At 71.3% G+C, this 13,761-nt stretch carries 12 protein-coding genes and 1 pseudogene; 9 read left to right on the forward strand and 4 right to left on the reverse strand.

Annotated elements, in window-relative coordinates:
- The first annotated feature begins 17 nt into the window (after positions 1 to 17).
- From asnB to ACJA3G_RS14370, 4 genes are all read left to right on the forward strand, one after another.
- Positions 18 to 1,883, forward strand: coding sequence for an asparagine synthase (glutamine-hydrolyzing) (gene asnB / locus ACJA3G_RS14355; protein ID WP_406553348.1), 1,866 nt, complete (start codon positions 18 to 20; stop codon positions 1,881 to 1,883).
- 12 nt (positions 1,884 to 1,895) lie between these two features.
- A complete protein-coding gene (locus ACJA3G_RS14360; RefSeq protein WP_406553349.1) occupies positions 1,896 to 3,152 on the forward strand; it encodes a cytochrome P450 in 1,257 nt (418 codons plus the stop codon).
- 160 nt (positions 3,153 to 3,312) lie between these two features.
- Entirely contained in the window at positions 3,313 to 4,485 is a 1,173-nt protein-coding gene (locus tag ACJA3G_RS14365; protein ID WP_406553350.1) for an L-tyrosine/L-tryptophan isonitrile synthase family protein, read from the forward strand.
- Entirely contained in the window at positions 4,476 to 5,588 is a 1,113-nt protein-coding gene (locus ACJA3G_RS14370) for an alpha/beta hydrolase (RefSeq protein WP_406553351.1), read from the forward strand. The genes ACJA3G_RS14365 and ACJA3G_RS14370 overlap by 10 nt, the downstream gene beginning before the upstream one ends.
- Before the next feature lie 96 nt (positions 5,589 to 5,684).
- On the opposite strand, the gene ACJA3G_RS14375 is transcribed toward ACJA3G_RS14370, so the two are convergent.
- A complete protein-coding gene (locus ACJA3G_RS14375) occupies positions 5,685 to 6,386 on the reverse strand; it encodes a transferase (protein WP_406553352.1) in 702 nt (233 codons plus the stop codon).
- A 93-nt stretch (positions 6,387 to 6,479) separates the two neighbouring features.
- Here ACJA3G_RS14375 and ACJA3G_RS14380 point away from each other — a divergent pair, with 93 nt between their 5' ends.
- Positions 6,480 to 7,355, forward strand: coding sequence for a glycosyltransferase family 2 protein (locus ACJA3G_RS14380; RefSeq protein ID WP_406553353.1), 876 nt, complete (start codon positions 6,480 to 6,482; stop codon positions 7,353 to 7,355).
- Here the strand turns inward: ACJA3G_RS14380 and ACJA3G_RS14385 are convergent.
- Positions 7,352 to 8,440, reverse strand: a complete 1,089-nt coding sequence (locus ACJA3G_RS14385) for an NAD-dependent epimerase/dehydratase family protein (protein WP_406553354.1) — start codon at positions 8,438 to 8,440, stop codon at positions 7,352 to 7,354. The two genes, ACJA3G_RS14380 and ACJA3G_RS14385, sit on opposite strands and share 4 nt — an antisense overlap.
- A 248-nt stretch (positions 8,441 to 8,688) precedes the next feature.
- On the opposite strand from ACJA3G_RS14385, the gene ACJA3G_RS14390 reads away from it, so the two are divergent.
- Positions 8,689 to 10,023 carry a tetratricopeptide repeat protein gene (locus ACJA3G_RS14390; protein WP_406553355.1) on the forward strand — a complete coding sequence of 445 codons (1,335 nt, stop codon included), beginning with the start codon at positions 8,689 to 8,691 and terminating at the stop codon, positions 10,021 to 10,023.
- A gap of 109 nt (positions 10,024 to 10,132) precedes the next feature.
- On the opposite strand, the pseudogene ACJA3G_RS14395 reads toward ACJA3G_RS14390, so the two are convergent.
- Together ACJA3G_RS14395 and ACJA3G_RS14400 are read right to left on the reverse strand one after the other, a co-directional pair.
- A pseudogene (locus ACJA3G_RS14395) lies at positions 10,133 to 10,714 on the reverse strand (HD domain-containing protein).
- A 270-nt stretch (positions 10,715 to 10,984) separates the two neighbouring features.
- Complete coding sequence (locus ACJA3G_RS14400; RefSeq protein ID WP_406553356.1) at positions 10,985 to 11,548, reverse strand: flavoprotein; 564 nt, start codon at positions 11,546 to 11,548, stop codon at positions 10,985 to 10,987.
- 133 nt (positions 11,549 to 11,681) lie between these two features.
- On the opposite strand from ACJA3G_RS14400, the gene ACJA3G_RS14405 reads away from it, so the two are divergent.
- From ACJA3G_RS14405 to ACJA3G_RS14415, 3 genes are all read left to right on the forward strand, one after another.
- The gene (locus tag ACJA3G_RS14405; RefSeq protein ID WP_406553357.1) at positions 11,682 to 12,866 is read left to right on the forward strand and encodes a helix-turn-helix domain-containing protein; all 1,185 of its coding nucleotides are present in this window, start codon (positions 11,682 to 11,684) and stop codon (positions 12,864 to 12,866) included.
- A 102-nt stretch (positions 12,867 to 12,968) separates the two neighbouring features.
- A complete protein-coding gene (locus ACJA3G_RS14410; protein ID WP_406553358.1) occupies positions 12,969 to 13,313 on the forward strand; it encodes a hypothetical protein in 345 nt (114 codons plus the stop codon).
- Positions 13,310 to 13,630, forward strand: coding sequence for a hypothetical protein (locus ACJA3G_RS14415; RefSeq protein ID WP_406553359.1), 321 nt, complete (start codon positions 13,310 to 13,312; stop codon positions 13,628 to 13,630). The genes ACJA3G_RS14410 and ACJA3G_RS14415 overlap by 4 nt, the downstream gene beginning before the upstream one ends.
- The last annotated feature ends 131 nt before the right edge of the window (positions 13,631 to 13,761 follow it).

Raw genomic sequence — 13,761 nt, forward strand, 5'->3', positions numbered from 1 at the left:
GAGTTGCGAGTTGCCCCATGTGCGGAATCACCGGCTGGGTGTCCTTCCACGGCGACACCCGTGACACCCGCGACCCCCACGACACCCGCGACCGTACGCGTACCCCGGTCATCGAGGCCATGACCGCCGCCCTCGCCCCGCGCGGCCCGGACGCGGGTGGTGTCTGGCTCGACGAGCACGCCGCGCTCGGCCACCGGCGTCTCGCCGTCATCGACCCGGCGGGCGGTGTGCAGCCCATGGCCGACCGCCCCGACGCCCCCACCGCCGTCCTCTGCTACAGCGGCGAGATCTACAACCACCATCAACTGCGCGCCGAACTGCGCCGGTTGGGGCACTCCTTCCACACCCGCAGCGACACCGAGGTGGTGCTGCGCGCCTACGCCCAGTGGGGCACCTCGCTCGCCGAGCACCTCGACGGCATGTTCGCGTTCGCCGTCTGGGACGCCCGCGCGCGGCGCCTGCTCCTCGTACGCGACCGGCTCGGCGTCAAACCGCTGTACTGGGCGGCCGTGGACGGCGGAATCGCCTTCGCCTCCGAACCCAAGGCCCTCTTCCGCCACCCCGAGGTACACCCACGGGTGGACGCCGACGGCCTGCGCGAGGCGTACAGCCTGGTCTTCAGCACCGGCCCCACCCTCTGGTCGGGCGTACGGGAGGTGGGGCCCGGCGGTCTGCTGGTCCTGGACCGAGGCGGCGTCCGCGAGCACTGCTACTGGCAGTTGCAGGCGGGTGTGCACACCGACGACCGGGACACCGCCGTCGACCGTGTCCGCGACCTGCTCGACACCGCCGCCCGCGCGCAGCTGGAGGCCGACGTCCCGCTCTGCGCCCTGCTCTCCGGCGGTATCGACTCCACCGTCCTGACCGCGCTGCTCGCCGACGAACTGCGCCTGCGCGAGGGCCCGGACGCGCGTCTGCGCAGTTACGCCGTCGACTACAGCGACCAGGCCGAGCACTTCACCGGCGACGTGCTGCGCACCGGCCACGACACCCCGTATGCCATCGAGGCGGGCGCCCACATCGGCACCGACCACAGCACCGTCGTCCTCGATCCGCGCACCCTGCTCGACCCCGGGCACCGCGCGGCGGTCGTGGCGGCCCGCGACTCCCCCATCGGAGTCGGCGACATGGACACCTCGCTGTATCTGCTGTTCGGTGAGATCCGCCGCCACTCCACCGTGGCCCTCTCCGGCGAGGCGGCGGACGAGGTGTTCGGCGGCTACCCCTGGTTCCACGACCCGAAGGCGCTGGCCGCCGACACCTTCCCCTGGCTCCTGGTCACCGGCGACGAGGCGGCGATGCCGCTCAACCCGGACCTGGACCTGCGGATCGCCGAGTTCCGCGACGACACCTACCGCGCCGCCCTCGCCGCCGTGCCGCACGCCGACAGCGAGAGCGCCGTGGAGCACCGGCAGCGCGAGATGCAGCACCTGTCGCTGACCCGCTGGCTGCGCCAGCTCCTGCACCGCAAGGACCGGCTCAGCATGGCGCGGGGCCTGGAGGTCCGGGTCCCGTACTGCGACCACCGGCTCGTCGAGTACGCCTTCGCCACCCCGTGGGCCCTCAAGAGCTTCGACGGCCGCGAGAAGAGTCTGCTGCGCGCGGCCGGCGCGGGACTCGCGCCCGAGTCGGTGCTGTGGCGGCCCAAGAACCACTACCCGGCCACCCACCACCCCGACTACAACCGGGGCCTGCAGGACATGGCCCGCGACGCCCTCGGCGCCTGCGGCGGCCGGGTCCGCGACCTCACCGACGAGACGCGCCTCAAGCCGTGCCTCGACGCCCCGCCGGACCGGCTCCCGTGGGGCCACCGCCTCCGCCTCGAACGCGTCGTCGACCTCGCCCTGTGGCTGGAGCACCACCAGCCCGAACTCGCCCTCTGAGGAGCGCCTTCCATGACCGTCCAGGAACCACGGCCCGCCGCCGGGAGCCCCGCCGAGCCCGTCCCGCTCATGGGCTGCCCGTACAAACGCGACCCGTACCCGCTGTACGAGCGGATGCGCGAGGCGGGACCCGTCCACCGGGTGGTGTTCCCCAGCGGGGTGAACGCCTGGCTCGTCACCGGGTACGAGGCCGCGCACGCGGCCCTCAACGACGAGCGGCTGGGCAAGAACCACGACCGGGGCAACGACCGCTGGCGCGAGCGCGCCTCGATCATGCCCGAGCCGCAGCACTCCCAGCTCCAGGTGCATCTGCTGCACCAGGACCCGCCCCGGCACACCCGGATGCGGCGGTTCGTGACGGACGCGTTCACCCCGCGCCGGGTGGACGAGCTGCTCCCCCGCTTCCAGGAGCTCGCCGACACACTGGTCGACGCCCTGCCCGAGGCGGGCCCGGCCGATCTCGTCGCCGCCTTCGCCGCCCCCTTCCCCTTCCGGGTCCTCGCGGAGACGATCGGCCTCCCGCCTGCCCTGGCCGGCCGGTTCGACCGCGACTGGGGCAAGGTCGTCCAGCCCGTCGGCCCCACCGACCCCGGCCGCCCGGCGTACGAGGCGCGGCTGCACGGCCTGCAGAGCTATATAGCCGAGGTGGTCGCCGACCGGCGGGCGCACCCGGGCGAGGACCTCCTGAGCCGGCTGGTGGCCGCCCGCGACGCGGACGAACTGACCCCCGAGGAACTCGACTCCATGATCTTCCAGCTTCTGGTCGCGGGCCAGGAGCCGGTCACCAACCAGATCACCACCGCGCTGGTCGCGCTGCTGCGCCACCCCGGCGAGCTGGCCCGGCTGCGCGACGACCCGGCGCTGCTGCCCCGCGCGGTCGAGGAACTCCTGCGCTACGACAGCGCCTTCGAGCTCACCACGTGGCGTTTCCTCGCGGAGGACGACGAGCTGTACGGCACGCGCGTCCTCGCCGGGGACTCGGTGATCGTCTCGCTGTGCGCCGCCAACCGCGACCCGCGCCGCTTCGAGGACCCCGACGCGCTGGTCCTCGACCGCTCCCCCAACCCCCATCTGGCGTTCGGCCACGGCATCCACTTCTGCCCCGGGGCGGCGCTCGCCCGGGCCGAGCTCCGGATCGCGCTGGGCACGCTCCTGTCCCGGCTGCCCGGGCTGCGGCTCGCCGTCGCGGACGAGGAACTGGAGTGGACGGGGGCGGTGCTGGGGCGGGGAACGACGCGGCTGCCGGTCGCGTACGACCACCGCGTCTGACACCTGGCCCGCCCTCCTCTCCCGTACGACGAACCCAACGACAGCGCCGACACCAACGCCAACAGCAACACCACCTGGCTGGGGCGCCCGGCACACGGCCGAGGCGCCATACCGCCATGCCACCACGCCCCCTCCCCTCGCCCTCAGGAGAGCTGACCCCATGCAGCTGACGACCGCCCCGGACCCGGTCTCCACGACCCCGAGCACCACGGCCCCGGCGATCCCGGGCACCACGAGCCCCGGCACCACGGCCGCAGTGAGCGCCTCGATCCTGAACCTCCTGCTCCCGCACCACCGCACGACCGACCCCCACTCGGGGCCCCTGGACGCGTCCGCCTTCCCGGGCCAACTGCGCCGTATCGCCGCCTTCGTACGCGCCGGAGCACCCGTCGTCCTCACCCTCCCCGGCTTCCCCTGCAAGTCCCCCAACCCGGCCAAGGTGCTCGGTCACCTCCCCGACCAGGGCGAACGCCTCTCCCTGCGGTTCCTGGACTCCCTGTGCAGAGACATCGGCCGGATACACCCACCGGGCGCCCGGATCGTCATCTGCTCCGACGGCCATGTCTTCGGGGACCTCGTCCGCGTCCCGGACCACCACATCGACGCCTACGCCGACGAGCTGCGCACCCTCATCGCCGCCTCCCGCCTGGACCGGCTCTCCGTCTTCGACCTGCGCGACGCCCTGCGCGACTCCCTGGGCGACCTGCCGTACGAGGCCCGGCGCGCCCACGTCCACGACCACTACGCCCCGAGCCTGGACGCCCTGCGGGCCGAGGTCCGTACCGACGCGCGGACCCTCGCCCTGTACCGGGGCGTCACCCGCTTCCTGGTCGAGGACAGCGCCGGTTTCCCGGGCACCCGCTCGGCCCTCCAGCGCGAGTGCCGACTGCGCGCGTACGGCGTCATCCAGCGCAGCCGCGCCTGGGGCGCGCTGATCGCCGAGCACCACCCCGGGGCGGTGCGCCTGTCCATCCACCCGCAGCCGGCGGGCGCCGCCAAGTTCGGCATCCGCCTCCTGGACGCGCCCGACGCCTGGACCACGCCGTGGCACTCCAGCGCCCTGCGCCGCGCCGACGGCACCTGGACGCTGCTGCCCCGGGCGGCGGCGGCGCGCCTGGGCCGCGAGGTCCACCGGGACGGCCGCCCGAGCCACTTCGAGCAGCACGAGCAGGCCGACCGGAGTGACCGGAGCGACCGAAGCGACCCGCCCCGGGAACGGATTGCCCCGGATCCGTATCTCACTGTCCGACACTGGACGTCCGGCCGTCCGCGCACGCGGGACACCCGGACCCCTTCGGCTTCGGCAGAGAGTTCGCGCGGTTCATGGGCCTGACGAGTACCACCGTTCTGTTGCTGGCCGTGGTCTGCACGGCCCTGCTGTTCGCCGCCACGGTCTGGCTGTGGCCGTACCTGGCGCGGCGGGGGTGGATGCCGGTGCTGGGCAGGGTGGGCCTGGTCCTGACGATCCAGGTGCTGCTGTTCTCCTCGGTCGGCCTCGCCGCCAACAGGACGTTCCTCTTCTACGGCTCCTGGGCGGACCTGTTCGGGCGCCAGACCGGGGTGGGGGTGCTGGGCACGCAGGCCATCGGCAACCCGGGCGTGAAGCTGGTGGCCCGGCAGGAGGTCGGTGTCCCCGGGGCCGGGTCGCCGCACCTCAGCGGCGAGGTGCAGAAGATCTCGGTGCAGGGCGAGCGGTCGCGGATCGTCAGCCCGGCGTATGTGTATCTGCCGCCGGAGTACTTCCAGAAGGAGTACGAGCACACGAAGTTCCCGGCGGCCGTCGTCCTCACCGGCTTCCCCGGCACCGCCGAGAACCTGCTCAAGGGGCTGCGGTACCCCAAGACGGCGTGGATGCAGGTCAAGCAGAAGAAGATGCGGCCGATGATCCTGGTGATGATGCGGCCCACGGTGGCGCCGCCGCGCAACACACAGTGCATCGACATCCCCGGCGGTCCGCAGACGGAGACGTTCTTCGCCAAGGACCTGCCGCAGGCCATCGCCGGGACGTTCCGGGTGGGCACCTCGGCGCGCAACTGGGGCTTCATGGGCGACTCCACCGGCGGCTACTGCGCGCTGAAGCTCGCCCTCCAGCACCCCGAGGCGTATGCGGCCGGGGTGGGCCTGTCGGCCGACTACAAGGCGGAGGTCGACGGCGACTCCGGGGACCTCTTCCACGGCGACAAGCAGGCGCAGAAGCGCGCCGACCTGCTGTGGAGCCTGGACCATCTGCCGCAGGGCCGCTCCTCGTTCCTGGTCACGACGTCCAGGCGCGGCGAGACCAACTACCGGGCCACCCAGCGGTTCATCGCCAAGGTGCGGGCCCCCGCCCACGTCTCGTCGATCACGCTCGACACGGGCGGGCACAACTTCAACACCTGGCGGCGGGAGATCCCGCCGGCGCTGGCGTGGCTGAGCGGGAGACTGCGCGGACAGTGAGGCCCAGGGGCCGAGGTGCCTTCCGTGCGCCCGGCCCTGGGGCGTGTTGCCCTAGGGGCGGGCGCCCGACGCGCTCGGCGGTGGTGCTGCCGACCGTCACGTCGCGGTCGGGGCCACACGCCGCCTGTGGATGTGGGTCTCGGCGATGTGCGGCGCACTGACCGCATGGCGCTCGGGGACGATACGGGCGGCGAGGGTGACGCCACTGCCGATGCGGCAGTCGCGGCCGACGGCGATGCCCGGGCCGAGCGAGATGTTGTTGCCGGTCTGGGTGCCGTCGCCGATCAGCGCTCCGAATCGGGTGGTGCGGCACCGGTAGAGGCCCCAGGCCGTTCGCATGATGACTTCGCGGTCGGGGCGGCGCATGTTCTCGCACAGGTGGATCGCCGCGATGGTCACGGAGGCCGACAGGTGGGCGCCCGCGCCGATGATCGTGTGGTTGATGCCGACGCGGTGGCCCAGGACCGTGCCCTCTCCGACGAAGGCCCGGGTCACCTCGCAGTTGAAGCCGATCAGGGCGCCTTCGGCGAGGACGGAGCCCTTACGGACGGTGGTGAACTCGTGGACCTGGACGTGGGGTCCGATGATGACGTCATCGCCGATGATCGCGGTGGGGTGGATGTACGCGGTCGGGTGAATGCGCTGATCGCCGAGGCGGGCCAGGGCCGCGGCATGCAGGCCGGGCCACCGGGCGAGGAAGCCGGCCAGGTCGTACGCGACGAGGTCGCCGTACGGGGTGGCGGCCAAGGCACCGCTGCAGATCCCCCGGATGTAGTCGGTCAAGTGGACGGAGGGCATGGCTGAGGTTCCTTCCAGGTGAAGGGCGGCCCCGGCACAGCCGCTAGCATCACGGGCTTCGGGGGGTACCGCCGAGGACGGGAGTGGAGAGTCGTGACGCGACCGCGTGTGGGTGTGGCCGTACTGACCATGGGCAACAGGCCCGCCGAACTGGCCGCCCTGCTGGACTCGGTCGCCCGGCAGGACGAAACGGCGGCCCGCGTCGTGGTCGTCGGCAACGGCTCGCCCCTGCCCGGCCTGCCCAACTGGGTGACGGCCGTCGAACTGGACGAGAATCAGGGCGTGTCCGGGGGCCGCAACGTGGCCATGGACCGGCTCCGCGCGTTCGCAGACGTGGACGTCCTGGTGGACCTGGACGACGACGGGCTGCTCATGGACGCGGACGTCTTCCGGCGGATCGCCGACCTGTACGAGCGGGACCCGCGTCTGGGCATCGTGTCGTTCCGGATCGCGGACGAGGGCGGGCAGACGCAGCGGCGGCACGTACCGCGGCTGCGGTCGTCCGACCCAATGCGCCGGGGCGAGGTGACCACGTTCCTGGGCGGCGGCCATGCGCTGTCCATGGCGATGCTGGAGCGGATCGGCGGCTGGCCGGAGCAGTTCTTCTTCACCCACGAGGAGACCGACCTGGCCTGGCGGGCCCTGGACGACGGATGGACGGTCCTCTACGAACCGGCCCTGCTGCTCCAGCACCCCAGGACCAGCCCCGCCCGGCACGCCGTCTACCACCGGATGACCGCCCGCAACCGGGTCTGGCTGGCCAAGCGCCACCTCCCCGCCCCCCTCGTCCCGCTCTACCTCGGCACCTGGACCGTCCTCACCCTGGCCCGTGCACGATCGCTCGGGGGTCTGCGGGCGTGGGCCGCCGGGTTCGCCGAAGGGGCGCGTCAGCCGTGCGGCGAGCGCCGGCCCCTGCGGTGGTCGACGGTGTGGCGGATGACCCGGCTCGGCCGCCCACCGGTCATCTAGCCGACTCGTTCGTCCAGCCATTGCGGGATCGCCTCGGGGGTCTTGCGTAACCACTCCACGTATCTGCGCACCCCGTCAGCGACGGCCACCTTCGGGGTCCAGCCGAGCATGGCCTGCATACGGCGGGTGGCCGCGTAGCCGCCCAGCGGGTCACCCGGTGGCATGGGGGTCTCCAGGAACTGGGCGTTCGGGCAGTGCTCACGGACCAGCTCCGCGACCTTGCGGATACTGGTCGCCACGCCCGTACCGATGTTGACCGTCTCCGTGTGGGTCTGCGGCGACACCATCGCACGGATGGTCGCCTCGGCCACGTCGTCGACGTGGATCAGGTCCCGTACCTGGTGGCCGCCGCCGTTGAGGTGCAGTGGCAGGCCCAGTGCCGCGCGGGCAGCGAACCAAGCGACGACCCAGGAGTGACTGCCGGGCTTGACGGTCTGCGGCTCGCCGTAGACGGAGAAGTAGCGCACGACCGTGTACGACGTGCCGACTGCGCCGAGCGTGAGCGCGGTCTGTACCTCGCCCCACGCTTTGGTGTTCGCGTACACCGACATCGGTCGCACGGCGGAGGTCCGCTCATGGAACTGGGGTGCGATGCGCCCGTACACGGATTCCAGGAGCCGGCGCATGGTGAGCAGCTCCGGATTCTGGGTGTCCTCCGGGTTGCCGTCGCCATACACGCTCGCGGAGGAGACGTATACGAGGCGTCGGACGCGTTCGCCGGCACTGACTGCGTCCAGGAGCACCTGAGTGCCGGTGATGTTGGTGTCGATGGCGGCACGGGGCTGCCGGGTGCAGGCGGCGACGTCGGCGAGGGCCGCCGCGTGGATCACGTAGTCGCACTCGGCCACGAGGCGGCCGACGACGGCCGTGTCCCGTACATCTCCGGTGATCACGTCGGGGCCGCTCGTGTCGATGCCGAAGAGGTCGCGGTAGACGTGAGGCGGATAGGCGTCCAGCGTGCACAGGGCGAGGGGACGGGCGCCGAGTTCGCGCAGGCGTGCAGCGATGCGGGAGCCGATGAGTCCGGCCCCGCCGGTGATCAGGGCAGTGCGGTCCGCCAGCTGGGCGAGGTGGGTTCGCGTCACGAGTGTCTCCGTTACGGAAGATGGAGGAGGACGGCGGCGACCTGCTTGAGCGGTGCAGGTCCTCACACAGGCCGCCGCCGCGTCACCACCGGGAAAGGGGAGAGCCACGGCACTCGCGCCGTGACACCCGGTGGCGAATTCGAGTCAACTGCCCACTACGACAGGCGAACAGGCCCCACGATGTAACCCAGCGTCATCCCGCGTAACCCAGTCCTGGGGTGCTCCAGTCCAGAAGGGACCTGACGGCGATGGACCAGGCACGGCACGACATCGCGCGTCTCATCCGGCAGGCGTGCGCGGAGCGCGGGTGGGGTCCTTCCAAGCTCGCCCGCGCGCTCGGGCTCGCTGCCCGGCGGGGTCCTGACGGCATGTCCCGCCAGTACGCCCGGAAGCTGATGGTCGGGGAGCGCACCCCGGACTGGTGGCTTCCCTACGTCATCCAGGTCCTGGGCTTGGAGTCGGAGCAGGTAGCACAGACCAAAGGGCCGATCGACCCCGTCGTCGATACCGTGGCTTCAGTGCTGGCTCTCGGGAGGAGTGACGTGGACCGCAGGGATTTTCTTGCCACTTCCAGCGGCGCAGCCCTGTCCCTGCTCGGCGTACCGGACCCCGAGGCCATCGCGCGTCGAGTGCGCGAGTCCTCTCCCACCGCCGTCCGGGTTGGTCACGGGGAAGTGTCCGCGATCCTCCGCATGGTCAGGACCCTGGGCGACACCGCGGCCGAATACGGTGGTGGCCACGTCAAGAAGATCGCCATCGACTACCTCACCGGCAGCGCGGGTCCCTGGCTGGACGGCCGCTATACCGAGACGACCGGACAGCAATTGTACGCCGCCGCCTCCCAACTCTCCCATCTCATCGGCTGGATGGCCCAGGACGAGGGCGACGACACCGGCCATCAGGCCCTCGCCCGGCACTACTATGCCCATGCCTACCGCCTCGCGGACGAATCAGGCGAGCCGGAACTCGCGGCCACTGCTCTGCGGGGGCTGACCGTGCAGGCCATCGGCCTCGGCCCCAAGTACCGCGCGGAGGCGCTCGCCCTGTCGGAGAAGTGCATGAGTTACGCCCGGAACCTCGACGATCCCCGGGCGATCGCCTACTACCAGTCGACCCTGGCTGAGGCTGCTGCTCTCAACGGCGACCACCAGCTCGCCACGAGGTCGCTCTCCGCGTCCCAGACCCACATCGAGCGTACGGTCTCCACACCGACCGGCGACTCCTGGGCCTCCCACTTCACGATCGGCCGCTGGGCCCACGCCTCCGGAACCATCCTCGCCAGAATGGGCGATCTGGCCGGCGCCCGCGAACAACTCCACACCGCCTTGGAGATCCACGGTCTCGACCGCCGCCGCTCCCGCGCAGCCGTGCTCGGGCACCTGGGGGAGATTCACCTCCAGCAGGGCGACCTCGACGGCGCCCTCGGCGCCTGGACCGAATTCCTGGACTGCGCCGAGGGCGTACAGTCGGTACGCATCCGCGATGCCGCCAAAGACCTGCGCGTACGCCTGGCACGCCACCAACACGTACCGGAAGCCCGCGAACTGTCCCAGAGGGCCTCCGTCCTTCTGACCCGGCCGTGATGGCCCGCCATCGAGCACTCATCCCGGGAGGTCCTCGATCGCGGCTTGCCAAAATTTTTTGCGGCGGGGTACGCCTGGCGTGCGGGGGCGGTCCCCTCCTCCGGGCCGGTCAGTCGCCCGTCTCCCCCAGCGCCGAGCGCAGCCAGTCCAGCGAGTCCTGGCGCAGCAGCTCGTCCGCGAGACGGATCGCCGTGCCGGTGACGAGGCGACCGCGGCTGTTGTCGATCCAGCGCTGGGCGTGCCGGTGCCCCTGCGCCAGGTACTCGATGCCCTTGAGCATGCACTCCAGCTTGTCCGCGTCCCCGGCGCAGACGGCCTCGGCCGACTCCTTCGCCTCGTACTACTCGACGAGCTCACGCACCGCGAGGGTCAGCACCTCGGGCATCCCCTTGGTCTGGTCGGCCGTGATCGCCCGCGAGTCCGCCACGCCACCGCCGTACTTCTTGCCGAGGTGGTTCACGTCCCCGGTGCGGGACTCCTGCGTGTCGTGCCACACCGCGAGGAAGGCCGCGCGCGCCGGGTCGGCTCCCTCCAGCTTCGCGATAATCGAGGCGATCAGGGAGGTACGCCAGGAATGCTCGGCGACGCTCTCCGGATCACGGACGCCGGCCATCCACCATCCGGTACGCCGCGCCTGCTTGAGCGTGCCCGCCTCGTACAGGAAGTGCGCCACAGCGGACAGGTCAGCCACGTCCGGCTCCTTTCACGCCTCTGCTAGGCGGGTCGCGTACTGGATGCTTTGGGATACCACCGGCGAACAGCTAACAGGGGAGGCACAGCAGGACTGCCCAGAACAAGGTAGTGAGGCCATCGAACTCGATCGAGTTGCTGAACGCGGCCGGTGACGGTCAGAACCACGAGCAGGAGGAAGAGCGGGACGACCACCGCGACGCCGAACCCGAGGCCCGTGATTCCGGCCGCCGCCACGATTTTTTTCCCGTGTCCCGCCGACGTTGTTCGTTCATCGCTCACTCCCTTCTTGCTGCCTCCGGACCGCACCGGCCGCATCGAGGGCGAGACGCCACGGGTAGCCTTCGGGCCGACCCTGCCCGGGCTGGTTCGGTACGAATCCGCCTTCGCCGTAGAGGACGGTCACCCCCGCCTCGCGCAACGTCTGCACCGAGCGGCCGAACGCGGGGTGTTGTACGTACGCCGCGTTGACGCAGGGCATCGTGACCGTCGGGATCTTCTTGCCGATCGCCTCGGCCACCACGCCCACGACGAACGCGTTGGTCAGCCCCAGCGCCCACGCGTTGACCGAGTTGAAAGTGGCGGGCGCGAAGAGGATGACGTCCGCCTTCGGCCATACGTCGGGTCCCCCAGGGCGCTTGTATTCGAACCGCACCGGATGCCCGGTCAGCACCGCCAACCCGTCCAGGCTCTCCTCCAGCCACCGGGCGGCAGTCGGCGTGAGCCCCAGGCACACGTCCCAGCCGTCCGCCTGGGCCGCCTCGATCGTCTGCGCGACGTCGAAGAGCGGTGGCGCGGCCGAGCAGAACAGATAGAGGGTCGGAGACGTCGTCATGGGGGCCATCCCACCGCGGCGGGTCAGCCGCACGCAACCGCCCCCGCACCGACGGAAACAGAGGCGGACCAGGCGCCTGGGCGCGGCTGCGCGAGTACGGTTCCCGAAGACGAGTAAGGAACGGGAGACCCGTATGCCGACACTGGACGACGACCGCACCGGCGCGCGCATCAGGGAACAGCGGAGGCTGGCCCGTCTGACTCAGCGGCAGCTCGCGGCACTGATCCCCTATTCGTTCAGTCTCCTCAACCAGGTCGAATGCGGGGCCCGCACCGCCACGGCCGACTTCACGGCGGCTTGTGCGCGTGCCCTGCGCATCGACATCACGGTCCTGACGGGCCAGCCCTACGTGACCGAACTCCAGCAGGACCGGCTGGCCCATCTCGTACGCCCCATCCGCGAAGCACTGGACCTCTACGACCTCGGCGCCGATGACGCCGTAACCGTCCGGCCCGCCCCGCAGTTGGTGGCCGCCGCCGAGCTGCTCTGCGCAGAGGTCCGCGCCACTCGTCTGCGTAAGGCAGCCACTCTGCTGCCCGATGTCACCGCCGAGCTGACGAACGCCGCCTGGCGCACCCCCACGACCCAGCTCTGGCAGGCTCTCGCCTCGGCATACCGCACGGCCCACGACGTGGCGGTGAAGCTCGGTTACTACGACCTGAGCACGGTGGCCCTGGACCGTATGGACTGGGCGGCCCGGCGGGCCTCCGACCCGTGTCTCGCCGCCGTACGCCAGTACATGCGTGCCCTCGTCTACTTCCGTGAGGGTGAATACGTGATCGGTCAGCGGCTCATCACGTCCGGGCACGGCATGGTGGGCCAGGCACACACCACGCGCGAAGCCCTCGCGGTGGCGGGCCAACTGCATCTCGGCGCCTCGGTCATCGCGGCCCGGGCCGACGACGAGAAGGCGGTGAAGCAGCACATCGCCGAGGCGACGGCGTATGCCCGGCGGACCGGAGACGCCTCAGACGTGCACTGGCTGTCGTTCGGTCCGGCCAATGTGGCGATGCACCGCATGTCCGCAGCAGTCGAGATGCGCCAGTACGACGAGGCGCTGAAGCAGGCACGCGAGATCCGGCTCCCGGCCCGTCTGGCCACCTCGCGCCGGGCTCACTTCTACATCGACCGGGCCCGGTCCGAGATGGAAACCGGACATGCGTCCGCCGCACTGGCCTCGCTCGTCGACGCGCGCCGGGCGGCTCCCGAACAGACGCGGTATCACCCTGGTGCCCGCGAGGCCATCAAGGGCCTGGTCCACCTCTCCCGCCGTACCCCCGAAACCCTCGGCCACATGGCCGCATGGATCGGGATCTGACACCCACGCAGCTCCGGGGTGCCGCTCACACATCTGTGAGCGTTGTGGGTTCCGCCGCTTGTCACGCTGGGAGGTGACCTGATCACCTCCGACGACGGGGGCATGCCCGTGTTCGCCATCATTCCCGGAACAGGCCGAGGCAGCCGTATCCGGATCGCCCTGTACGCCTGCGTCCCAGCCGGCTGCGACCCGGATGCGGCACTCGGCGCACTGCGCGCGTACGCCACCTCACGGCAGTGGACGGTGACGGCCGCCCTGTACGACGTCGGACCGCTCGATCGCCCCAAGGACAGGCGGCCCGGCCTGACGCGCGTACTGCGGCTCATGGAGGACGGGCGGATCGGCGGACTGGTGGCGCCCTCGGCGGCCCATCTCGCTGTGGCACTCCCCCTCCGCAGCCGCGCGGCCGGCGGATTCATCTCCTACGCCGAGGTGGTCACGCCATGATGAACCAGTCCGACCGGGTCATCACCGCCTGGCTCGCCTCCGCACACTCCGTACCCGCGCAGGCCCGGCAGGAGTTCGACGTGGGGATCGCGCTCGTGCCGACGGGCGAGAAGTTCGACGCGATCCGCCTGTCCGCACAGGTCGTGCACGCCGCCGCGAACAGCGAAGACCCGGACGCCGTCGCCGCGTTCCTCGCCCAGGCCTTGGAGGGCGGGGCAGTCATCCACGACGCGTACGGCGTCGGCGTCTGGTACTACGCCCTCGTCCCGCCGGGTACGCACGCCACCTGGCAGGTACCCGGCGGGACGAGGGCGTAGTACCAGACGCCGACGCCGTACGCGTCGTGGATGACTGCCCCGCCCTCCAAGGCCTGGGCGAGGAACGCGGCGACGGCGTCCGGGTCTTCGCTGTTCGCGGCGGCGTGCACGACCTGTGCGGACAGGCGGAT

This window comes from Streptomyces sp. YS-3 (assembly GCF_045257485.1).
Taxonomy (GTDB): Bacteria; Actinomycetota; Actinomycetes; order Streptomycetales; family Streptomycetaceae; genus Streptomyces.

Bases quoted from the DNA above. Each gene is read 5' to 3' on its own strand.
- ACJA3G_RS14370 (WP_406553351.1), top strand. From the start codon at position 4,476: ATGGGCCTGACGAGTACCACCGTTCTGTTGCTGGCCGTGGTCTGCACG.
- ACJA3G_RS14410 (WP_406553358.1), top strand. From the start codon at position 12,969: ATGCCCGTGTTCGCCATCATTCCCGGAACAGGCCGAGGCAGCCGTATC.
- ACJA3G_RS14360 (WP_406553349.1), top strand. From the start codon at position 1,896: ATGACCGTCCAGGAACCACGGCCCGCCGCCGGGAGCCCCGCCGAGCCC.
- ACJA3G_RS14415 (WP_406553359.1), top strand. From the start codon at position 13,310: ATGATGAACCAGTCCGACCGGGTCATCACCGCCTGGCTCGCCTCCGCA.
- ACJA3G_RS14405 (WP_406553357.1), top strand. From the start codon at position 11,682: ATGCCGACACTGGACGACGACCGCACCGGCGCGCGCATCAGGGAACAG.
- ACJA3G_RS14375 (WP_406553352.1), bottom strand. From the start codon at position 6,386: ATGCCCTCCGTCCACTTGACCGACTACATCCGGGGGATCTGCAGCGGT.
- ACJA3G_RS14400 (WP_406553356.1), bottom strand. From the start codon at position 11,548: ATGACGACGTCTCCGACCCTCTATCTGTTCTGCTCGGCCGCGCCACCG.
- ACJA3G_RS14365 (WP_406553350.1), top strand. From the start codon at position 3,313: ATGCAGCTGACGACCGCCCCGGACCCGGTCTCCACGACCCCGAGCACC.
- asnB (WP_406553348.1), top strand. From the start codon at position 18: ATGTGCGGAATCACCGGCTGGGTGTCCTTCCACGGCGACACCCGTGAC.
- ACJA3G_RS14390 (WP_406553355.1), top strand. From the start codon at position 8,689: ATGGACCAGGCACGGCACGACATCGCGCGTCTCATCCGGCAGGCGTGC.